The organism is Streptomyces sp. ADMS, assembly GCF_033441795.1.
Lineage (GTDB): Bacteria > Actinomycetota > Actinomycetes > Streptomycetales > Streptomycetaceae > Streptomyces.
In genome coordinates, this window is record NZ_JAVFVX010000006.1 from 1 (window position 1) to 21,850 (window position 21,850).

Below are 21,850 nucleotides of genomic sequence, written 5' to 3' on the forward strand. Positions count from 1 at the left end.
CGCTGGACTGCACTCCGCGACCTGCGGCGACGCGGCCGTGCTCGGTGCTCCGGGCTGCTGTTCCCGCGGGTCCAGCGAATTGCGCAGCAGAGTCAACCGAGGCGCCAAAGGCATCAGGCGACAGGCAGGCGGAGCTCGAACAGGGCTCCGCGTGTCCGCGCCCGGCGGACCGTGAGCGTGCCGCCGTGCCGTACGGCGACGTCCCGGGCGATGGCGAGCCCGAGCCCGGCGCCGCCCTCGTCGCGGCTGCGTGCGGCGTCGAGCCGTACGAACCGTTCGAAGACCCGCTCCCGGTCGCCCTCGGGCACCCCTTCCCCGTCGTCGGCTACCTCGACCACGGCCCGCTGCCCCTCCTGCCGCACGGACACGGTGACCGCCGACCGGGCGTGCCGCTGCGCGTTGTCCAGCAGGTTGGCGACCAGCCGCCCCAACTGGCCCCGGGATCCCGCGACTTCCACGGTCACCCCCGCTTCCAGGGTCACGTCCGCCCTGCCCCCGGCCTGCTCCCGGACCAGCTCCGCGAGGTCGACGCGCGTGCCGGCGGGCCGCTCCCCCGCGTCCAGCCGGGCGAGCAGCAGCAGGTCGGCGGCGAGGCGCTGCAGCCGTACGGTGTCCTCGACCGCGCCGTCGACGTCCAGCAACTCCGGGTGGGCGGCGCCGACTTCGAGCTGGGTGCGCAGGGAGGCGATGGGGCTGCGCAGCTCGTGGGAGGCGTCGGCGACGAACCGGCGCTGGCGTTCCACGGAGGTCTCCAGGGCGGCCAGCGTCTCGTTCGTGGTCCGGGCGAGCCCGGCCACCTCGTCGTGCGTGTCCGGCACCGGGACGCGCCGGGCGAGGTCCTCGGAGGCGGTGATCGCCGCCATCTCGGCCCGGATGCCCTCGACGGGGCGCAGCGCGCGCCGGGTGACCAGCCAGGTGACGCCCGCGACGACGCCGAGCAGCAGCGGGAACCCGATCAGCATGACGGTCAACGCGGTTCTGACCGCGCTCTGTTCGGTGGACAGCGGCGCCCCCGCGTACACGGTGAGCGTGCCCCTGCCGTCGACCTCGACCCGTACCGCGGCGAACCGGTAGTCGGCCTCGTCGCCCTCGACGGTCGCGGACCCGTCGGTGAAGGAGACGTCCTCGTCGATCTCGCCGGGCGAGAGTGAGCCGTCGTCATCGTCGTCCTCGGCCCCACTGTCGTCAGCGCCGTTGTCCACCGGGGCCTGCGGGCGCACCGCCTCGACGCCCGTGCCGCTGATCCGCTCCAGATCCTCACTGGCCGCGACCAGCCGCCCGGACGCGTCGACGACCTGGACGGGCCGGTCGTCGTCGTCGAGCGACAGCTTGTCGTACTCCGTCCCGGCCGCCAGATCGGCGGCGACCGCCCGCGCGGTCCGCTCCGCCTGCGTACCGGCCTGGCCGCTCAGGTTGGACCACAGGGAGAGCAGTACGGCGGTCCCGGCGGCGACCAGCGCGACCGCGACGACGAGGGTGGCGCCGAGGGTCGCCCGGGCCCGTACGGACCCCAGGGCGCGCCTCATCTCGCCTCCAGCCGGTACCCGGCACCGCGCACGGTCCGGATCAGCGGGGCGCCGAGCTTCCGGCGCAGGGTGCTGACGTACACCTCGACGATGTTCGGGTCGCCGTCGTACGCGAAGTCCCAGACGTGCTCCAGGATCTGTGCCTTGGACACCACCTCGCCGGCCCGCACGACGAGTTGCTCAAGGACGGCGAACTCCTTCGCGGTGAGAGTGACTTCGTCGTCGCCGACGTGAACGCGGTGGGCCGCGGTGTCGACCTTCAGCTCGCCGAGCACATGGACGGGCGAGGCCCCCGCCGACCCGCGTCGGCGCAGCAGCGCCTTCACGCGGGCGACCAGGACGACATAGGAGAAGGGCTTGGTCAGATAGTCGTCGGCGCCGGTGTCGAGACCCTCCGCCTCGTCGTACTCACCGTCCTTCGCGGTGAGCATGAGGATCGGCACGTCGTGGCCGGCGGCGCGCAGGGCCGCGCAGACGCGGTAGCCGTTGAGGCCGGGCAGCATGATGTCGAGGATCACCAGGTCGTACGGCGTCTCGGTGGCCCGGTGCAGTCCCTCGCGGCCGTCGTGCACGACGTCCACGGCGTATCCCTCGGCCGTCAGGCCCCTGGCGAGGGACAGGGCCAGCCGCTTCTCATCCTCGACGATCAACAGACGCATGCGTACAGCCTCGCAAAACGAACCTGAAGACGCCTTCAGGTGACTTCAGGTCCGCTTCAGCAGGCGTCGGGCAGCTTGGTTCTCGTCAGGGCGAGCGAATCGCCGTGAAGCCGAGCGAATGGGCAGGAACCTCATGAAGCGGAACATCGTCATCGCCACCCTCACCGCCGCCGCCCTGGCCGGCGGCACCGTCGCGGCCTTCGCGGCGGGCGACGAGGAGACGTCGTCGGCGCGGCCGGGGACGGGGACGGGGACGGGGACGAACGTACAGGTCGTCTCCGACCGGGACGACGACACGACGGACGACCGGAGCGACGACGACGCCGAGGATCGCACGGCTGTCCGGAGCAGCGGCGTCACCGCCGCCGAGGCCATCGCGGCCGCGCTGCGCCACACCCCGGGCACCGCCGTCTCCGCCGAACTGGAGGACGACGGCGCCGACGCCGGCACGTGGAGCGTGGACGTCGTACGGGGCGACCGCGCGGAGTACGGCGTCGAGGTCTCCGACAGCGGCAAGGTGCTGGGCGCGCAGCGCGACAAGGACGAGGACGAGGACGAGGACGGCGACAGTGAGGACCGGGCGGAGCTGGCGGCCTTGAAGGGCGCGAAGTTCGACGCCCGCGAGGCCGCCGTTGCCGCCGCCGCGAACGGCACGGTCACCGAGGTCGGGGCCGACGACGACAACGGGGCGGTGGCCTGGAGCATGGAGACCGTGAAGGACAGCGCGACGAGCGAGTGGAAGGTGGCGCTCGACACGGGCAAGGTCACGCAGGACCACTCCGACGACGACTGAGAACACCCCCGCCGCCCTTACCCGTCCCATCCGTGGGGGCTACGCCCCCAGACCCCCTACGGCCCTGAACGGGCCTCGTCCTCAAACGCCGGACCAGCTGAGGTACCCCGACCTGCGCTGAACCCCCCTCGTCACCCCCAGCGCCGGGCGGGCATGGGGAATACGCAGAACGGCGGCACAGGCAGGCCGCGTCGAGGTCGCGGACATGCGAAGTTCCTCTGGGAAGCGGCGCGTTGAGAACACGCCGTGACAGGTGAAGACGCCGGATCACCGCGACGACCGCTCTGCGAGCCGTTCGTGGTGGTGTGGGCGGCACCTATGCCAGGAGGAGGAACATGCCGGTCAACGAATCAGCGCGTCCCACGGGTCAACCACCGTGAAAACCCGCCACGTTACGGCTCCTCACCCCTCCGTCAGGCCCGCCACCAGCTCGTCCGCCGCCCGGTACGGGTCCAGTTCGCCCGCCACGATCCGCTCCGCCAGCGCGCCCAGGCGCCGGTCGCCGTGGAGGTCTCCGATGCGCTCCCGCAGGGCCGTGACCGCGATCGTCTCGACCTCGTGGGACGCCCGAGCCACGCGCCGCTCGGTGAGCACGCCCCGCTCCTCCATCCACGCCCGGTGCTTCTCCAGGGCTTCGACCAGTTCGTCGATGCCCTCTTCCCGGGACGCGACCGTCTTCACGATCGGGGGGCGCCAGTCCCCGGGGGACCTGGCCGCGCCCAGCCCCAGCATGTGGTTCAGCTCGCGGGCGGTGGAGTCCGCGCCGTCCCGGTCCGCCTTGTTGACAACGTACACGTCGCCGATCTCCAGGATGCCCGCCTTGGCCGCCTGGATGCCGTCGCCCATCCCGGGCGCGAGGAGCACCACGCTGGTGTCGGCCTGCGCGGCGATCTCCACCTCGGACTGGCCCACGCCGACCGTCTCGACCAGGATCACGTCGCAGCCCGCCGCGTCCAGCACACGGATCGCCTGGGGGGCCGCCCAGGCCAGGCCGCCGAGGTGGCCGCGGGTCGCCATCGAGCGGATGTAGACGCCCGGGTCCGACGCGTGGTCCGACATCCGCACCCGGTCGCCGAGCAGCGCGCCCCCGGAGAACGGCGACGACGGGTCGACGGCGAGTACGCCGACCCGCCTGCCCTGCCGCCGGTATGCCGTCACCAGCGCCGAGGTGGACGTCGACTTGCCCACGCCCGGTGATCCCGTCAGGCCGACCACGTACGCCCTGCCCGCCAGCGGGGCCAGCGCGGCCATGACCTCGCGGAGTTGTTCGGACGCCCCCTCCACCAGGGAGATCAGCCGGGCCACGGCCCGTGGCCGGCCTTCCCGGGCCTGCGCCACCAGCGTGGGGACGTCCTGCATCACAACTCCGTTCAGATCACAGCCGTACGACCACCCATGGCCAGTCCGAAGACCGCTTACGCCTTGGGTACCCGAACGATCAGCGCGTCACCCTGGCCGCCGCCCCCGCACAGGGCCGCCGCGCCCACGCCGCCGCCACGCCGCTTCAGCTCCAGGGCCAGGTGCAGTACGAGCCGTGCGCCGGACATGCCGATCGGGTGACCCAGGGCAATGGCACCGCCGTTGACGTTCACCCGTTCCGTGGACACGCCGAGGTCCTTGATTGACTGGACCGCGACCGCCGCGAAGGCCTCGTTGATCTCGATCAGGTCAAGATCCTCGACGCCCAGGCCCTCCTTCCCGAGGGCGTGCAGGATGGCGTTGGAGGGCTGGGACTGGAGGGAGTTGTCCGGGCCCGCCACATTGCCGTGGGCACCGATCTCCGCGATCCACTCCAGACCCAGCTCCTCGGCCTTCGCCCTGCTCATGACCACCACGGCCGCCGCGCCGTCGGAGATCTGCGACGACGTGCCGGCCGTGATCGTGCCGTCCTTCGTGAACGCCGGGCGCAGCTTGCCCAGCGACTCCGCCGTCGTCTCCGCCCGGATGCCCTCGTCCTGGCTGAAAACGATCGGGTCGCCCTTGCGCTGCGGGATCTCTACCGGCGTGATCTCCGCCTCGAACACGCCGTTCTTCTGCGCCGCCGCCGCGCGCTGGTGGGACGCGGCCGCGATCTCGTCCTGCTCGGGGCGCAGCAGGCCCAGACGCGTGTTGTGCTTCTCCGTCGACTCGCCCATGGCGATGTTCTCGAAGGCGTCGGTCAGACCGTCGTACGCCATCGCGTCGAGCATCTCGATCGCGCCGTACTTGAAGCCCTCTCGGGACTTGGGAAGCAGATGGGGGGCGTTCGTCATCGATTCCTGGCCACCGGCCACCACGATGTCGAACTCGCCGGCGCGGATCAGCTGGTCCGCGAGCGCGATCGCGTCCAGGCCCGACAGACACACCTTGTTGACGGTCAGCGCCGGGACGTTCATCGGGATGCCGGCCTTGACCGCCGCCTGGCGGGCCGGGATCTGGCCCGCGCCGGCCTGGAGGACCTGGCCCATGATCACGTACTGCACCTGGTCGCCACCGATCCCCGCACGGTCGAGGGCGGCCTTGATCGCGAAGCCGCCGAGGTCGGCTCCGGAGAAGGTCTTCAGCGAGCCCAGCAACCGTCCCATGGGCGTACGCGCGCCCGCGACGATCACCGAGGTACTGCTGTTCGTTCCTGACATGAGGTGCGATCCCCTTTCAGCTGGGGAGCTGAGGAGTGTGAACGAGGGTTTACTTGCAATGTACTGAGCGGTAGTCCCTCCGTCATCGGGCGGTCAGTGTGATCGCGCGCACGTTGCGTAACCGTCGCCGGAGCGCTGCACTGACACCATGCTGACGCGAATCGACCACATCGGGATCGCCTGTTTCGACCTCGACACGACTGTCGAGTTCTACCGGGCCACGTACGGCTTCGAGGTGTTCCACTCCGAGGTCAACGAGGAGCAGGGCGTGCGCGAGGCCATGTTGAAGATCAACAACACGGACGACGGCGGCGCCTCCTACCTCCAGCTCCTGGAGCCGACCCGCGAGGACTCCGCCGTGGGCAAGTGGCTCGCCAAAAACGGGGAGGGAGTGCACCACATCGCTTTCGGTACGGCAGATGTGGACGGAGACGCCGCGGACGTCCGCGGCAAGGGCGTACGCGTTCTGTACGAGGAGCCACGGCGCGGCTCCATGGGGTCGCGGATCACCTTCCTGCACCCGAAGGATTGTCACGGAGTACTGACAGAACTGGTCACTTCGGCGCCTGTTGAGTCACCTGAGCACTGACCCTCGTACATATGGGCCGGTAGGGTTGGGGACGGCCGCTGCCGTGTTGTCGGGGAGCGGCCCGGGTCCTGGTGTGTTGCGGTGCGGGATCCGAGGGCCGGGGTACAGGTTTCGGGGGCCGAGGGTGAGGGCGGGAGTCCGTGCCTCGCCGTTGATCTGACACCATTCCCCGGGGGCCCCGTTCCGCGGATGGACGTGGCTCGTTCGGAGAAGGTTGCGACCAGGGACGGATGGGACCGCGCAGTGCGGGGCTACGAACGCCAGGAGCGAGAGCCGGCGGCTGACGTCGACCACCTCTCTCGGTTCGAGGCCGAGATGGAGCGGCTGAAGACCGAGCGGGAAAAGGCGATTCAGCACGCCGAGGACCTCGGCTACCAGGTCGAGGTGCTGCGCGCCAAGCTTCACGAGGCGCGCCGCACCCTCATGTCCCGGCCCGCCTATGACGGCGGTGACATCGGCTACCAGGCCGAGCAGTTGCTGCGGAACGCGCAGATCCAGGCGGACCAGCTCCGCCAGGAGGCCGAGCGCGAGATGTCCCAGGCTCGCGCCCAGACCCAGCGCATCCTGCAGGAGCACGCCGAACAGGCGGCCCGTCTGCAGGCCGAGCTGCACCAGGAGGCGGTCACCCGTCGCCAGCAGCTCGATCAGGAACTGGCCGAGCGGCGCCAGACCGTGGAGTCGCACGTCAACGAGAACGTGGCGTGGGCCGAGCAGCTGCGGGCCCGCAGCGAGTCCCAGGCGCGGCGCCTCGTCGAGGAGTCCCGGACCGAGGCCGAGCAAGCGCTGGCCGCCGCACGCGCCGAGGCCGAGCGGGTCGCCAATGAGGCCAGGCAGCGGCTGCAGAGCGAGGGCGAGTCCGCCCGCGCGGAGGCCGACCAGCTGCTGCGCCGGGCGCGCGCCGAGGCCGAGCGTCTCCTGAACAGCGCGACCTCGGAGGCCCGCGAGGCCGCCGACCACGCCGAGCAGCTGCGCAGCTCCACGGCGACCGAGTCGGACAGCGCCCGCCGCCAGGCCACCGAGCTGAGCCGGGCCGCCGAGCAGCGGATGCAGGAGGCCGAGGCCGCCCTGCGCGAGGCGCGCGCCGAGGCGGAGAAGGTCCTCACCGAGGCGAAGGAGACCGCGACCAAGGCGATCTCCAGCGCCGAGTCGGCCAACGAGCAGCGCACGCGTACGGCGAAGGAGCAGGTCGCCCGGCTGGTCACCGAGGCCACCAAGGAGGCCGAGGCCACCAAGGCGACCGCCGAAGAGGTCGTCGCCGACGCCAGGGCGAAGGCCGAGAAGATCGTCGCGGAGGCCGAGGAGACCGCTCGCAGTCTCACCGCCGAGGAGACCGCCTCCCAGCTCGCCAAGGCGGCCCGTACCGCCGAGGACGTCCTCGACAAGGCGTCCGAGGAAGCGAAGTCGACGACCCGGGCGGCCACCGAGGAGGCCGAGCGCATCCGCGCGGAGGCCGAGGCGGAGGCGGACCGGCTGCGCGCCGAGGCGCACGACATCGCCGAGCAGCTCAAGGGCACGGCGAAGGACGACACCAAGGAGTACCGCGCCAAGACCGTCGAGCTTCAGGAAGAGGCCCGGCGGCTGCGCGGCGAGGCCGAGCAGCTGCGCGCCGACGCGGTCTCCGAGGGCGAGCGCATCCGGTCCGAGGCACGCCGCGAGGCCGTCCAGCAGATCGAGGAGGCGGCCAGGACCGCCGAGGAGCTGCTCGCCAAGGCGAAGGCGGACGCGGACGAGCTGCGCCAGACCGCCCAGACGGACAGCGAGAAGGTCCGTACGGAAGCCATCGAGCGCGCCACGGCGCTGCGCCGGCAGGCCGAGGAGACGCTGGAGCGCACCCGCAAGGAGGCCGAGCGGCACCGCGCGGAGGCCGCCGAGCAGGCAGAGGGCATCACGGCGGACGCCGAGCAGGCCGCGCGCGAGTTGCGCGAGGAGACCGAGCGGGCCATAGAGACGCGCCGGGACGAGGCCGCCGCCGAGCTGACCCGGCTGCAGACGGAGGCCGAGGACCGGCTCACCGCCGCCGAGCAGGCGCTCACGGACGCCCGCGCGGAGGCCGACCGGATCCGCCGCGAGGGGTCCGAGGAGTCGGAGCGGCTGCGTTCCGAGGCCGCCGAGCGCATCCGCAGCATCCAGGCGCAGGCCGACGCGGAGATCCAGCGGCTGCGTGACGAGGCGGCGGCGGACGCGTCCGCGTCCCGTGCGGAGGGCGAGGCCATCGCCGTACGCCTCCGGTCCGAGGCCGCGGCCGAGGCCGAGCGGCTGAAGTCGGAGGCCCAGGACACCGCCGACCGGGTACGGGCGGAGGCGCAGGCCGCTGCCGAGCGGCTGGCGGCGGAGGCGTCGGAGACGCTGGCCGCCGCTCAGGAGGAGGCCGCCCGGCGTCGGCGCGAGGCCGAGGAGACCCTCGGTTCCGCCCGCCAGGAGGCCGACCAGGAGCGTGAGCGGGCCCGCGAGCAGAGCGAGGAGCTGCTGGCGTCCGCGCGGAGGCGCGTGGAGGACGCGCAGGCCGAGGCCGTACGGCTGGTCGAGGAGGCGGACCGGCGGGCCAACGAGATGGTGTCGGCGGCCGAACAGCACGCCCAGCAGGTGCGGGAGTCGGTGTCGGGGCTGCACGAGCAGGCCCAGGAGGAGATCCAGGGGCTGCGCTCCGCCGCCGAGCACGTCGCCGACCGTATGCGGCGCGAGGCGGCCGAGGAGTCGGACCGGGTCCGTGCCGACGCCTACGCCGAGCGGGAGCGGGCCTCGGAGGACGCGAGCCGGGTGCGGCGCGAGGCGTCGGAGGCTTCGGAACACGCCAAGGCGCTCGCCGAGCGCACGGTGGGCGACGCGATCGCCGAGGCGGAACGGCTGCGACAGGACGCCGCCGCGCACGCCCAGCGGGTGCGTACGGAGGCGTCGGACGCCATCGCGGGCGCGGAGCAGGACGCGGCGCGCAGCCGTGCGGAGGCCCGCGAGGACGCGAACCGGATCCGTTCGGACGCGGCGACGCAGGCCGACACGCTGATCACCGAGGTGACGGCGGAGGCGGAGCGGCTCACCGAGGAGACCAACGCCGAGGCCGAGCGGGTCAGGGCCGAGTCCACGGCCAAGGCCGAGCAGCTGATCTCGGAGGCGACCGGGGAAGCGGAGCGGCTGCGGGCCGAGGCCGCCGACACGGTCGGTTCGGCGCAGCAGCACGCGGAGCGGATCCGTGCCGAGGCGGAGCGGGTCACGGCGGAGGCGGCGGCGGAGGCCGACCGGCTCATGTCGACCGCGCGCGACGAGGCCGACAGCACGCTGGACGAGGCCCGCAAGGAGGCCAACAAGCGGCGCTCCGAGGCGGCCGAGCAGGTCGACACGCTCATCACGGAGACGGCCGCCGAGGCCGACAAGCTCCTCTCGGAGTCGCAGCAGGCCGCGCAGAAGACCACCGCGGACGCGGAGGCGCAGGCCGACTCGATGGTGGGCGCGGCCCGCAACGAGGCCGACCGGCTGGTGGCCCAGGCGACTGCCCGGGGCAACTCGACGGTGGAGAAGGCCCGTACGGACGCGGACGAACTGCTCGTCGGCGCGCGCCGGGACGCCACCGCCATAAGGGAGCGCGCGGAGGAGCTGCGCGACCGGATCACGGCCGAGATCGAGAGCCTGCACGAGCGGGCCCGCCGTGAGGCCGCCGAGACCATGAAGTCGACCGGCGACCGCTGCGACGCGCTGATCACGGCCGCCGAGGAGCAGCTCGTCAAGGCGGAGGCGAAGGCCAAGGACCTGGTCTCGGAGGCCAACTCCGAGGCGGGCAAGGTCCGTATCGCCGCCGTCAAGAAGGCCGAGGGGCTCCTGAAGGAGGCCGAGCAGAAGAAGTCCACGCTGATCCGGGAGGCCGAGGAACTGCGGGCCGAGGCGATCCGCGAGGCGAAGCGCACGGTCGAGGAGGGCAAGCGCGAGCTCGAGGTCCTCGTCCGGCGCCGCGAGGACATCCAGGCGGAGATTTCCCGTGTCCAGGACGTGCTGGAGGCGTTGGAGTCCTTTGAGGCCCCGACGGCGAACAAGGACAGCGGCGTCAAGGCGGGCGCTGCCGCGGGCGTCACACGTACGGGTGGCAAGTCGTCAGAGGGCTAGCGCGGAGGGCGTGTTGCGTGCATTGTGTGGGGTTTTCTGGGGTCTTTGACCAATTCTTCGCCAAGCAGTCCGCCGGTTAGCCACTCAAAAGGGGTCTCATTCTCCATATCAATCGGGTGACTGCTCGATGACACGCCGCTTGGACCCCTAGGATTCCACCTATCACCTCACCGGTCTCATTCGACAGGAACCCCATGAGCGACACTTCCCCCTACGGCTTCGAGCTTGTGCGGCGTGGGTACGACCGCGCTCAGGTGGACGAACGCATTTCGAAGCTCGTCTCCGACCGTGACAGCGCTCTGGCCCGAATCACTGCTCTGGAAAAGCGCATCGAGGAGCTCCACCTCGAAACGCAGAACGCCCAGGCCCAGGTCAGCGACGCAGAGCCGTCGTACGCCGGTCTCGGCGCGCGCGTCGAGAAGATCCTCCGTCTCGCCGAGGAGGAGGCGAAGGACCTGCGCGAGGAGGCCCGTCGCGCGGCCGAGCAGCACCGTGAGCTCGCCGAGTCGGCGGCCCAGCAGGTGCGCAACGACGCAGAATCGTTCGCTGCGGACCGCAAGTCCAAGGCGGAGGACGAAGGCGTCCGGATCGTCGAGAAGGCCAAGAGCGACGCCTCCCAGCTGCGCCAGGAAGCGACGAAGGACGCGCAGTCCAAGCGCGAGGAGGCGGACGCCCTCTTCGAGGAGACCCGCGCCAAGGCCGCCCAGGCCGCCGCGGACTTCGAGACGAACCTCGCCAAGCGCCGCGAGCAGTCGGAGCGGGACCTCGCGTCCCGTCAGGCCAAGGCCGAGAAGCGCCTCGCGGAGATCGAGCACCGCGCGGAGCAGCTCCGCCTGGAGGCCGAGAAGCTGCGCACGGACGCCGAGCGCCGCGCCCGTCAGACCGTCGAGACGGCCCAGCGCCAGGCCGAGGACATCGTGGCCGACGCGAACGCCAAGGCCGACCGGATCCGTTCGGAATCGGAGCGCGAGCTGGCGGCTCTCACCAACCGCCGCGACTCGATCAACGCCCAGCTGACGAACGTCCGCGAGATGCTCGCCACCCTGACGGGAGCCGCGGTCGCCGCCGCCGGCGCCCCCGTGGCGGACGACGAGCCGATCACGCGCGGGGTCCCGGCCCAGCAGACCCGGTAAGCAGTAGGAACGGACGGCCGCGTTACGGCTGTAGGCGCCCGCACCCCTCGTACGAGGGGTGCGGGCGTCGGCTGTCTGGCGGTCACTCGCGAGCAAGGGGCAAGGTCACCTGCCCAGGGGCGCGTGGCTGTGACATTCGCGGCTCCGCCACGTGGGCGCGACAGGACACGACAGCGCAGCACAATGCGCAGTTGTTCGGCCGCGTCCCGGTGGGGGCTGGTCGCGCGGTTCCCCGCGCCGCTTGGGGGGCGCGGTTCCGCGCCCGGCTTCCCCATCCCCCGAGGCCGCTCGGCGGCGGCCGACCGGGCGGTCATGGACCCGACATTTTTGCCGCTTCTTGGGGGAACCGTCAGCGCCCGGATAAGCTCCTAACCCTTACGGGGGCGTGTGCCCCGCTGTCCTGAAGATTTCGATGGGTGCGGAGCATGATCGAGGCAGTCGGCCTGACGAAGCACTACGGCGACAAGACGGCCGTGTACAACCTTTCCTTCCAGGTGCGGCCAGGGTCCGTCACCGGCTTCCTGGGCCCCAACGGCTCGGGCAAGTCGACGACGATGAGGATGATCCTCGGCCTGGACCAGCCCACCTCGGGGCAGGTGACGATCGGCGGCTTCCCCTACCGCAAGCTGCCCAACGCTCCCCGTCAGGTCGGCGCCCTGCTCGACGCCAAGGCCGTCCACGGCGGCCGGCACGCCCGTAACCACCTCCTGTGCCTGGCCCAGCTGTCGGGCATCCCGGCGCGACGCGTGGACGAGGTGCTGGGGGTCGTGGGGCTGCAGGACGTGGCCCGCAAGCGCTCCAAGGGGTTCTCGCTCGGCATGGGACAGCGGCTCGGCATCGCCGCCGCGCTCCTCGGCGACCCCCAGGTACTGCTCTTCGACGAGCCGGTCAACGGTCTCGACCCCGAGGGCATCCTCTGGGTGCGCAACCTCATGAAGGCGCTCGCGGCGGAGGGGCGGACCGTGTTCGTCTCCTCGCACCTGATGAGCGAGATGGCGGTGACCGCCGACCACCTCATCGTGATCGGGCGCGGACAGCTGCTCTCCGACATGAGCGTGAAGGACTTCATCTCCACCAACTCTGCCGACTTCGCGCGCGTACGCACCCCCGAGACCGAGCCGGAGCAGCGCGAGAAGCTGACGGCCGCGCTGACCGAGGCGGGCGGCCAGGTGCTGCCCGAGCAGGACGGCGCGCTGCGCGTCATGGGGCTGCCGCTGCCCCGCATCAGCGACCTCGCGCACTCCGCCGACGTACGCCTGTGGGAGCTGTCTCCGCACCAGGCGTCGCTGGAGGAGGCGTACATGCGGATGACGCAGGGCGCCGTCGACTACCGCTCGACCGTCGACCAGCGGGCCGGGCTCCAGCAGCAGCTGCCGCCGGGCGCGCAGCCGCCGGTGCAGATGGCGGTGCCGGGGCAGGGCCAGCCTGGCTGGTACGCCCCGCCGCCGCCCCAGCAGGGCGGTCAGCCCCCGTTCGCGGCGCCCGGACGGCCGACGGGGCCGTACGGCGCCCCTGGCGGCCCCGGTGCTCCCGCCGGCGGCCACCCGAACCCGTACGCGCAGCCCGCCGCCGCACCCCAGCAGGCGCCCGCCGCTGCCGCCGCCCCCGACCTGACCAAGCCCGAGGACGCCCGATGAGCACGCCCCAGCAGCCCCCGACGCAGCAGCTGCCACCGCAGGCCGCGCCCGACTGGCAGGCGTCGCCCGGCACTTCGTACCCCGTCTACACCTCGCCGATCCCGGTCACGCGCACGCACCTCGGTCATGCCCTCGCCTCCGAGTGGACGAAGATCAAGTCGGTGCGCTCCACGATGTGGACGCTCGGGGTCTTCCTGCTCCTCGTCATCGGCATCGGCCTGCTGGTCGCCGTACAGACGAACGACTCCGACTTCGGGGACGTGCCCTACACCATCCCCGCGTTCTTCGGGCTGGTCCTCGGGCAGATCTGCCTGATCACGCTGGGCGTGCTGGTCATCTCGTCGGAGTACGGCACGGGCATGATCCGTACGACCTTCACGGCCTCGCCACAGCGCCACCGGGTCCTCGCCGCCAAGCTGATCATCTTCTTCGCGGTCGCGTTCGTCGTGTCCGCGTTCGCGATCGGTTTCGTCGGCCTGGTGACAGAGGCGATGCACAGTGGCGGCGAGGGCAGGGCATGGGGCGGCACGGTCGTCATGGGCGCGCTGTACGTCTCGCTGCTCGGTGTGCTCGCTCTCGCGGTCGGCTCGATGCTGCGGCACTCGGCCGGCGCGATCACCGCGATGCTGGGCCTCGTCCTGGTGCCGGCGATCCTGCCCGCGTTCCTGCTGATCTCCGACAGCATGCGGGGGATCGGCGAGAAGATGCTGGACTACAACGCCCCCAACGCCCTCGCCAAGATCTTCGGGTTGGACGGCGAGAACGGCGGCGGCTCACAGCTCGGTCTGCTCGCCGGGGTGACCGCCGCGGCGATCGCCGGTGCCTTCGTGCTGCTGGACCGCCGGGACGTGTGATTCACCCGGAGGTGTGAACTCCCGCGGCTTCTGGGCAAGTTCAGAAACCCGGTCAGAACCTCGGTGCGTTACGGGACCGCTGCACCCGCGTGGTGCGGCGGTCCTTCGCGTTCCAGCACGCCTTGTGCCAGTGCCGCCGGTCGTCCACGCCCGCGTGCTCGGCCCACGCGACGACGTGCGGGACACCGGACGGGATCATCTGGTCGCAGCCGGGGCAGCGGTACGTCTTGCCCTGGGCGCCGGCCCCCACCACGTGCCGGACGTTCCAGCTCTCGCCCCGCCAGCTCTCCGACGACTGGAATCCGCCGTAGCGACCGGAGTCGTCCTCGTCGGCGCTCCGGCCGGACGAGCCGGGGCCTCGGGGGCGGTTGCGGCGCGGGGACACAGGACACCTCACGGAGCGGTTCAGGGGCACAGGTCCTGTCCAGCCTACGCGGCGCGATCCGGGGTAAGAATCAGTCACCAGCTCCGCCCGATTTCCTTCGAACCCTCTCGAACTTCCGCCCGAATCCTCGCCCGAATCCCGCGTCGGTTCCCGGGCCCCTCCCAGGCAGACCCCAGGACGCTCCCTGCCTGGCCGCCTGATTCTGCAGACAATCCGCCAATCTCTCCGCCAAGCCGTGACTTCGGCACGTGTCGCACGGTTATGCCGTGCGGGGGAGCTCCGTGTCGGGGCCTAGGAAGCAGGAAAGAGCAATGCGCGTAGGAAGTTTTGTGCTGGCGGCCCAGTTCCCGGGCCAGGGCCAGGGGGAGGCGCTGCACCGAGCGGTCCGGTCCGCCGAGGTCGCCGAGGAGGCGGGTCTCGACACGGTCTGGCTGGCGGAGCACCACTTCGTGCCGTACGGCACCTGCCCGTCCGCGACGACCCTGGCCGCGCTGCTGTTGGGCCGCACCCGGCGCATCCGGGTCGGCACGGCGGTGAGCGTACTGCCCACCACCCACCCCGTCGCGCTCGGCGAACAGGCGGCGCTGCTGCATCTGACGTCCGGCGGGCGGTTCACTCTGGGCGTGGGGCGCGGCGGGCCGTGGGTCGACCTGGAGGTGTTCGGGACGGGTCTGGAAGCGTACGAGAAGGCGTTCCCGGAATCGCTCGATCTGCTGGTCCGCTGGCTGCGCGAACCGTCCGTGTCGGCCGACGGCGACCGGTTCAGGTTCCGCGAAGTGCCCGTCGTACCCCGCCCGTCGGAGTCGCTGACGGACACCGCGGGCCCGGAGGTCGTCGTCGCCTGCACCTCGCCGTCGAGCGTGCGGCTCGCCGCCGAGCGCGGGCTGCCCATGCTCCTCGGCATGCATGTCGGGGACGAGGAGAAGGCCGAGATGGTCGCCCTGTGGGGGCAGTACGCACGGGCGGCGGGTCGTTCGGCGGACGAGATCCGGGGCGCCGCCCATGTGTCGGCCGGCGTCTGCCAGATCGCGGACCGGCGCACGGACGCGGTCGAGACGCTGATGAAGGCGATGCCGGGATGGCTGCGACAGGGGCTGGAAGCACATGTCACGGTGGACGGCCGGGAGCGTTCGATGCGGGACCCGGTGGCGTACACCGAACTCCTCTGCGGGCTGCACCCGGTGGGCACACCCAGGCTGTGCGCCGACCGGCTCGCGGCGACGTCCGAACGGACGGGCATCTCGCGCTTCGCCCTGCTCATCGAGGGTTCCGGCGACCTGGCGGCCACCGAGGAGAACGTACGGCGGCTGGGGACCGAGGTGCTCACCCAGCTGCGCTGACCCGTGTTCAGCTGCGCTGCCCCGGGAAGCTTGCCGCCCCGTACAGAAACACCTCCCGCGTACGGAGCGGCAAGCCAGTGCCCTCAGGGCCGCGTCAGCAGTCCCTGAACTCCGGAGACTGGTTCAGCAGCTGACTGCGCACCGAGGTGAAGCGGGCCAGCTTGACGTCAACCGAGGCGTCCAGCGGGAACACCGCCACCCGGTGGCAGTTCTGGAAGGCCAGCCGCACACCGAAGTGTCGCTGCAGCGCGCCGCGTATCGCGTCACTCGCGAGCGCCCGCAGCAGCTGGCCACGTGCCTGCTCGTCCGGCGGCGGCGTCTGGTTGTCGGCGAAGTCTCCGCCGTCCACCTTCAACTGTGCCACCAGGGAGCTGATCATCTCCCACGCGTAGGGCAGGGAGGTCCGGACGCAGTCGACGAATTCTGCTTCGTCGACCTCGCCTCGCTCGGCCTGTTCGAGTAGGGCCGGTGAGACGTCGAGCGACATGAGTTCTCCTCTCGCACCCCCGGATCACAGGGGTTGCCGGACACGGAAAGGGAGCCCGCGACACCGAGCACGCTGCGTACATGCATCGCGACCTCCCGGTTACCACCGTAAGCAACGGGCCGTGACCGCACCAGGAAAACGCGGATACAGGACCGGTCAGAACCCTCCCTCTGGGAACACAATCAGCCAACAACGAACAGTTGCCTCTGGCATGTTCCTTGGGCCCATCAGGGCTCCACCTCCGCTCTGAGGTGGGCGAATCGCGTGGAGCACCGCCCGTCGAGTAGCGTTGCCGACCATGCGTCTCGTCATTGCGCGCTGTTCCGTGGACTACGCGGGCCGGCTCACCGCTCATCTCCCGTCGGCCCCCCGTCTCATCCTGGTCAAGGCTGACGGCAGCGTCTCGATCCACGCGGACGACCGCGCCTACAAGCCTCTCAACTGGATGTCTCCGCCCTGCACGTTGAAGGAGGGGGCCGGAGACGACGAGGGAATCTGGACCGTCATCAACAAGGCGGGCGAGAAACTCATCATCACGATGGAGGAGATCCTCCACGATTCGTCCCACGAACTGGGCGTGGACCCGGGCCTGATCAAGGACGGCGTGGAAGCACACCTCCAGGAACTGCTGGCCGACCGCATCGAGACCCTCGGCGACGGCTATTCCCTCATCCGCCGCGAGTACATGACGGCCATCGGCCCGGTCGACATCCTGTGCCGGGACGCCGAGGGCGCGACGGTCGCGGTGGAGATCAAGCGGCGCGGCGAGATCGACGGCGTGGAGCAACTCACGCGCTATCTGGAGCTGTTGAACCGCGACCCGCACCTCGCTCCGGTCCGCGGCATCTTCGCCGCCCAGGAGATCAAGCCCCAGGCCCGTGTCCTCGCCACGGACCGGGGCATCGGCTGCGCGGTCCTGGACTACAACGCGCTGCGCGGCATCGAGGACGACAAACTCCGGTTGTTCTGACGTCCGTTCACCGAGAAGGGCCGGTCCCATGGACCGGCCCTTCTCGCGTGTACGCCCTACTGCCGCGCGGCGCTGTCAGATCACCGGCGCCTCGCTCGACGTCGCCGTCACCGGTGCGGTGGTGTCGGCCGGGGCGCCCGCGGGCTCGCTGGCGGTCTCGGTCTGGCTGGACGGGCCGCTGGCCGAGGTCGTGGTCGCCGGGGCGGAGGGCTCCGGCGATGTTGTCGGCCCGGTCGTCTGGTCCGGGGTTGTCGGGGCCGGAGTGGTCGGAACGGACGTTGTCGGGGCCGGAGTGGTCGGATCAGACGTGGTCGGGTCGTCCGTCGGTTCGGTCGTCGTCGGGTCGTCCGACGGAGACGAGGTACCGCCCCCACCCCCGGTCCCACCCCCCGGCGTCCTCGTCCCCGTCGGATCGTCCGACGGCTCCTCCTCGCCCGTCGCAGGCGGCGTCGGGTCGTCCGAGGTGCCCATTGTCCCGTCGGGGCCCGGGTCGGTCGGGCGACTGGTGGCCGTACCGGTGTCGCTGTCGCCGTCGCTGTCGCCGTCTCCGTTGTCGGCCTTGTCCGCGCCCAGGCTGTCGTCGTCGCTGCCCGGACTGGCGGACGGGTTGACGCCGACCTGGTCGGACGGGGCGTCGTTGGGGTTCGAGGTCGCCCCCAGCGTCACCACCGTACCGAGCACCGCCGCGAGCAGGGCGCCCGCGCCGGCCGCCACGAGGTTGCGCCGGGCACCGCCCACGAGCCGCTGGATGCCCGAGACCTTGTGTGCCCCGCCACCGCCCACGGACCGGGGCGTGATGACGGTCGCCGCGAAGTCACCGGACCCGTAGCCGGAGCCCTTACCGGAGGCCGGGCCGGAACCGGCGCCGGACGGCTGGAGCGGCGGGTAGCCTCCGGCCCCGAAGACGGCCGGGACGCCGCCGGGCGGCGACGCCGACTCCTCGTACCGTGCGTCCGGCACCTCTTCGCCCGCCGTGGAGACCGGGCCGGAGCCGGGGCCGGGGGTGTCGCCCGACCGGTCGGCGACCAGGGTGAGCGCGCGGCGGCCCGTGACCGTGCCGCGTTTGTCGGCGAGGGCGCCGCGCAGGCCGATGGCGGCCTCCAGCTCGACACGGGCCCGGTCGAGCTGTTCGCCACAGAGCGCGAGGATGCCCAACTCGTGGTGGAAATAGGCCTGTTCCGCGACCTCTCCGGCGAGCCGGGCGGACTCCGCGCCGGCGTGCAGGACGCGTTCCCAGGCGCTCCAGTACAGGCCGGCCGCGAAGGCGGGCGCCGCCGTACGGGCCAGCCGTACGGCCGTGCTCTCCTCGTCCTCACCCGAGGGCACCGCGGCCGGGACAAGCACGCCGAGCGCGGCGAGCAGGGCGTCGGACTCGGCGCAGACCCGCTCGGGGGTCACGGACGGGTGTCCGGCCCACCAGGCGTAGTGCTGGGCGGCGATGGCCGCCCGGTCCTGGGCGCCGTCGCCGTACCCGGCCGCCTCCAGCTGCGTCTGCACCCCGGCCGCGAGCCGGTAGTGCGAGCCGACCGGGGAGACCAGCGCACAGCCCAGCAGCTCGCCGAGGGCGGCGTCCGCGTGGGTGTCGCCGACCAGCGCGGGCAGATGGGCCTGGTGGGGCACCTCGCCGCCGAGCGCGACGGCGAACCGCAGGGTGTCCCGCGCGGACTCGCTGAGCCGGGACGCGAGCAGTGGCGCGGGCGCGGCACCCTCGGCGAGCGAGGGCAGCGGTACGTCGTGTTCGTCGCCGGTGTCGAACGGCGCGTCGACCGGCGTCTCCTCGAAGACGCCGAACTCGTCGAAGGCGTCGGCGCGGGCGCGCAGGTTGTCGCGTTGCCTGAGCAGGGCGCCGGCCTGGACGAACCGCAGGGGCAGGCCCTCGGACTCGAACCAGAGGTCGCCGGCCCAGTTGGCCTCTTCCTCGGTGAGGACGCGGCCGACGGCGCGCTCAAGGAGTTCCAGACCGCCGGCCCGGTCGAGGCCGTCGAGGAACAGCTCCTCGATCAGTGAGTCGGCGGACGGCGCGGGCACGTCCGGGGTGGCGCTGATCAGGAAGGCGCACTCGGGGGTCGCGTCGAGGAGTTCGTCGAGCGCGGCGCCGCCGAACTCCACGTCGTCGAGGAAGACGACCGCGCCGGCCTCGCGGACGAGATCACGCAGTTCGTCCGGTTCCGGCCGGTACAGAGGTGCGCTGTAGACGGCGTAGAAGAGGTCGTAGAGCAGGTCGGTCTGGGTGCGGTGCAAGCCGGTGAGGCGGACCACGCCGTCGGGCGCGAGGTCCGCGCAGTCCGCGGCGACGGCGTCCAGGAGCGTGGTGCGGCCGGAACCGGCCGGACCGGTGAGGCGTACGGAACGGCCGCGGGCCAGCAGTCGCACCAGCCGTTCGCGTTCGCCGTCGCGCTCCAGGAGCGGCAGTTCGGGCTGCGCGGGACCGGGCGGTACGGGTGGTGTGGCCGCGCGGGTGATCTCGGCGCGCTCGGCCGCCGTGAGCTTGGCGGGCCGGCCGGGCCGTTCACCGGGCGGGCAGACCTCTATCTCGCTGCCGTCGACCGGGTTGACCGTGAGCAGGTAGTCGCCCGAGACGAGTTGCGCCGTGCGAGCGAGCGCGGGCGTGTGCTGGCCGAATTCGGATGTGAGGGCGTCGCGAGGCGGGCGCTGACGCGGCGTGTTGCCGTCGGCGTCGTGGCCGTACTCCTCGGAGCCCTGGTTGTTCGGGTCCATAAGGTTCAAGCCCCCCAAAAGCGTCGTGTGCGGGTCAACGGGACCCAGGCCCCTCCCGGCCTTGCTGCACACTGCGCTGTCGCTTCTGGTCCGGGCCCGCTCGTGGGATGTCAGGCAGCGGGCGACCGAACCCTAAACCTTCGCACAGTATCTACGACAGGCCGGGGTACCGCGCCGTCCGAGACGTCACAGTCTCGTGAGGATTGTGCGTGACGCGCGTTTTGCCGCGGACGCCCGGACCTCCCCCGGCCCGTGTGACACATCCGGACAACTCACCACATTCGGGTCACACCCGAGGCAGGGACTGCACCCCGATACCGCCTTCGATCGCCAGGATCCGGTGGAGCCGGGTGGCCACCAGCAGGCGCTGCATCTGCGGTGGTACATCGCGCAGCACCAGCCGTCTGCCGCACCGCCCGCACCGCCGGTGGGCTCCCATGATCACCCCGAGCCCGGTGGCGTCCCAGGAGTCCAGCTCGGACAGGTCCAGCACCAGATCGCCGACGCCCGTGTCGACGGCCGTGTGCAGGACCGTACGGGCGTCCGCCGCGCTGCGGACGTCGAGGCGGCCCCCGACGACCAGCTCGGCGTGGTCGCCCCTGATGTACATATACGCTCCCCGGGAGTGCGTGTCGTGCTCCGCGTCGGTAGGTGATGCAACGTCTGACTGCCTGAGGGGCGGTCAGGTTGCCGTCTGTGAGCGAACCGATACCCAATTCACCCCACGGGGTGACACCCCAGGGGTTCGTGCGGTTTCCGTGTCTGTTGACTACTTGCGGTTCGGCGGTGCAGCGGTACTGCTCGTTGTTTTTCGGTACTGCTCGGTACTGCTCAGTGCTTGTAGAAGCCCTGCCCGCTCTTGCGGCCGATGTCACCGGCGTCAACCATCCGGCGCATCAGCTCCGGAGGGGCGAACTTCTCGTCCTGGGACTCGGTGTAGATGTTGCTGGTCGCGTGCAGCAGGATGTCGACGCCGGTGAGGTCGGCGGTGGCCAGCGGGCCCATGGCGTGCCCGAAGCCGAGCTTGCAGGCGAGGTCGATGTCCTCGGCGGTGGCGACACCGGACTCGTACAGCTTGGCCGCCTCGACGACGAGCGCAGAGATCAGCCGGGTCGTCACGAAACCGGCGACATCCCGGTTGACGACGACGCAGGTCTTGCCGACGGACTCGGCGAACTCCCGTGCGATGGCGAGGGTTTCGTCGCTCGTCTTGTAGCCGCGGACCAGCTCGCAGAGCTGCATCATCGGCACCGGCGAGAAGAAGTGCGTACCGACGACCCGGTCCGGGCGGTCGGTCACGGCGGCGATCTTGGTGATGGGGATGGCGGAGGTGTTGGAGGCGAGCACGGCGTCGTCGCGCGCGATCTTGTCGAGCGCGCGGAAGATCTCGTGCTTGACCTCCAGCTTCTCGAAGACCGCCTCGACGACGATGTCCGCGTCGCCGACCGCGTCCAGGTCGGTGGTCGCGGTGATGCGTCCGAGGGCGGACTCGGCGTCGGCCGCGGCCAGTTTGCCCTTGCCGACGAACCTGTCGTACGAGGATTTGATGCCGTCGGTGCCACGGATGAGCGCTTCGTCGGTGACATCGCGCAGGACGACGTCCCAGCCCGCCTGGGCGGAGACCTGGGCGATTCCGGAACCCATCAGGCCGGCTCCGATGACGGCAAGCTTCCGTGCCACTGTGCGACTCCCCTGACGCGCTGTTTACGTATCCCTTGGTAGGGGCCCCGACAAGGCCTCTCCGGCGGACCTTAGCGGTCGTGAGCGGTTGTGTGACCGCTTAGTAACGCGTTTCACGTCTCATGGCGTGAGACACCGATCACGTTGGTCACGTCTCGTCCGACGGACTTGACGATCCTCCCGACGGCCGAAGCCGAAGGGATTCCGACCTCAGCGGTCGGAGCGCCAATTCGTGGCGGTCTCACGCTGGTTGGCAGCCTCACAGACCGGCTGACGCCGAGGTCTCCGCGCCCTGCGCCCCGCATGACCGCGGGCCGGTGTGCTCTTCGCCGCCACCGTGTCGGCGTGTTCCAGATCCCGCAGACCCTG

17 protein-coding genes are annotated in these 21,850 nt (G+C 71.4%); 8 read left to right on the forward strand and 9 right to left on the reverse strand.

The features are described from left to right. Nucleotides 1–113: 113 nt before the first annotated feature. Nucleotides 114–1,526 carry a HAMP domain-containing sensor histidine kinase gene (locus tag RB628_RS04060; protein ID WP_318318864.1) on the reverse strand — a complete coding sequence of 471 codons (1,413 nt, stop codon included), beginning with the start codon at nt 1,524–1,526 and terminating at the stop codon, nt 114–116. Beyond that, the gene (locus tag RB628_RS04065) at nt 1,523–2,185 is read right to left on the reverse strand and encodes a response regulator transcription factor (protein WP_318318865.1); all 663 of its coding nucleotides are present in this window, start codon (nt 2,183–2,185) and stop codon (nt 1,523–1,525) included. The genes RB628_RS04060 and RB628_RS04065 overlap by 4 nt, the downstream gene beginning before the upstream one ends. A 133-nt stretch (nt 2,186–2,318) precedes the next feature. Between RB628_RS04065 and RB628_RS04070 the strand changes: the two genes are divergently transcribed. After that, nucleotides 2,319–2,978, forward strand: coding sequence for a PepSY domain-containing protein (locus tag RB628_RS04070; protein WP_318318866.1), 660 nt, complete (start codon nt 2,319–2,321; stop codon nt 2,976–2,978). A gap of 402 nt (nt 2,979–3,380) precedes the next feature. Here the strand turns inward: RB628_RS04070 and meaB are convergent, their stop codons facing one another. After that, nucleotides 3,381–4,337 (reverse strand): methylmalonyl Co-A mutase-associated GTPase MeaB, encoded by a 957-nt coding sequence (gene meaB, locus RB628_RS04075; protein WP_318318867.1) that lies wholly within the window; start codon nt 4,335–4,337, stop codon nt 3,381–3,383. Nucleotides 4,338–4,393: 56 nt separating this feature from the next. After that, nucleotides 4,394–5,596 (reverse strand): acetyl-CoA C-acetyltransferase, encoded by a 1,203-nt coding sequence (locus RB628_RS04080; RefSeq protein ID WP_318318868.1) that lies wholly within the window; start codon nt 5,594–5,596, stop codon nt 4,394–4,396. Nucleotides 5,597–5,744: 148 nt separating this feature from the next. Here RB628_RS04080 and mce point away from each other — a divergent pair, with 148 nt between their 5' ends. The 5 genes from mce to RB628_RS04105 all read left to right on the forward strand — a co-directional run bounded on the left by mce (nt 5,745) and on the right by RB628_RS04105 (nt 13,901). Then, nucleotides 5,745–6,185 (forward strand): methylmalonyl-CoA epimerase, encoded by a 441-nt coding sequence (gene mce, locus RB628_RS04085; RefSeq protein ID WP_318318869.1) that lies wholly within the window; start codon nt 5,745–5,747, stop codon nt 6,183–6,185. Nucleotides 6,186–6,428: 243 nt separating this feature from the next. Beyond that, a complete protein-coding gene (scy, locus tag RB628_RS04090) occupies nt 6,429–10,277 on the forward strand; it encodes a polarized growth protein Scy (RefSeq protein WP_318318870.1) in 3,849 nt (1,282 codons plus the stop codon). A 194-nt stretch (nt 10,278–10,471) separates the two neighbouring features. Then, nucleotides 10,472–11,410, forward strand: coding sequence for a cellulose-binding protein (locus RB628_RS04095; protein WP_318318871.1), 939 nt, complete (start codon nt 10,472–10,474; stop codon nt 11,408–11,410). Nucleotides 11,411–11,835: 425 nt separating this feature from the next. Further along, the gene (locus tag RB628_RS04100) at nt 11,836–13,047 is read left to right on the forward strand and encodes an ABC transporter ATP-binding protein (protein ID WP_318318872.1); all 1,212 of its coding nucleotides are present in this window, start codon (nt 11,836–11,838) and stop codon (nt 13,045–13,047) included. Beyond that, nucleotides 13,044–13,901, forward strand: coding sequence for an ABC transporter permease subunit (locus RB628_RS04105; RefSeq protein ID WP_318318873.1), 858 nt, complete (start codon nt 13,044–13,046; stop codon nt 13,899–13,901). The genes RB628_RS04100 and RB628_RS04105 overlap by 4 nt, the downstream gene beginning before the upstream one ends. 52 nt (nt 13,902–13,953) lie before the next feature. Here RB628_RS04105 and RB628_RS04110 read toward each other — a convergent pair whose 3' ends face one another. After that, a complete protein-coding gene (locus RB628_RS04110) occupies nt 13,954–14,286 on the reverse strand; it encodes an ATP/GTP-binding protein (RefSeq protein ID WP_318318874.1) in 333 nt (110 codons plus the stop codon). A 311-nt stretch (nt 14,287–14,597) separates the two neighbouring features. On the opposite strand from RB628_RS04110, the gene RB628_RS04115 reads away from it, so the two are divergent. After that, nucleotides 14,598–15,626 (forward strand): LLM class flavin-dependent oxidoreductase, encoded by a 1,029-nt coding sequence (locus RB628_RS04115; protein WP_318318875.1) that lies wholly within the window; start codon nt 14,598–14,600, stop codon nt 15,624–15,626. Between the two features lie 94 nt (nt 15,627–15,720). On the opposite strand, the gene RB628_RS04120 is transcribed toward RB628_RS04115, so the two are convergent. Then, entirely contained in the window at nt 15,721–16,113 is a 393-nt protein-coding gene (locus RB628_RS04120) for an SCO5389 family protein (RefSeq protein WP_105970747.1), read from the reverse strand. A gap of 298 nt (nt 16,114–16,411) precedes the next feature. On the opposite strand from RB628_RS04120, the gene nucS reads away from it, so the two are divergent. After that, nucleotides 16,412–17,083, forward strand: coding sequence for an endonuclease NucS (nucS, locus tag RB628_RS04125; protein ID WP_318318876.1), 672 nt, complete (start codon nt 16,412–16,414; stop codon nt 17,081–17,083). Between the two features lie 75 nt (nt 17,084–17,158). Here nucS and RB628_RS04130 read toward each other — a convergent pair whose 3' ends face one another. The 3 genes from RB628_RS04130 to RB628_RS04140 form a co-directional block, all read right to left on the reverse strand. Beyond that, nucleotides 17,159–19,801 (reverse strand): ATP-binding protein, encoded by a 2,643-nt coding sequence (locus tag RB628_RS04130; RefSeq protein ID WP_318318988.1) that lies wholly within the window; start codon nt 19,799–19,801, stop codon nt 17,159–17,161. Nucleotides 19,802–20,087: 286 nt separating this feature from the next. Next, nucleotides 20,088–20,411 (reverse strand): STAS domain-containing protein, encoded by a 324-nt coding sequence (locus tag RB628_RS04135; RefSeq protein ID WP_318318877.1) that lies wholly within the window; start codon nt 20,409–20,411, stop codon nt 20,088–20,090. Nucleotides 20,412–20,632: 221 nt separating this feature from the next. Beyond that, the gene (locus RB628_RS04140; RefSeq protein WP_318318878.1) at nt 20,633–21,481 is read right to left on the reverse strand and encodes a 3-hydroxyacyl-CoA dehydrogenase family protein; all 849 of its coding nucleotides are present in this window, start codon (nt 21,479–21,481) and stop codon (nt 20,633–20,635) included. Nucleotides 21,482–21,850 lie beyond the last annotated feature (369 nt).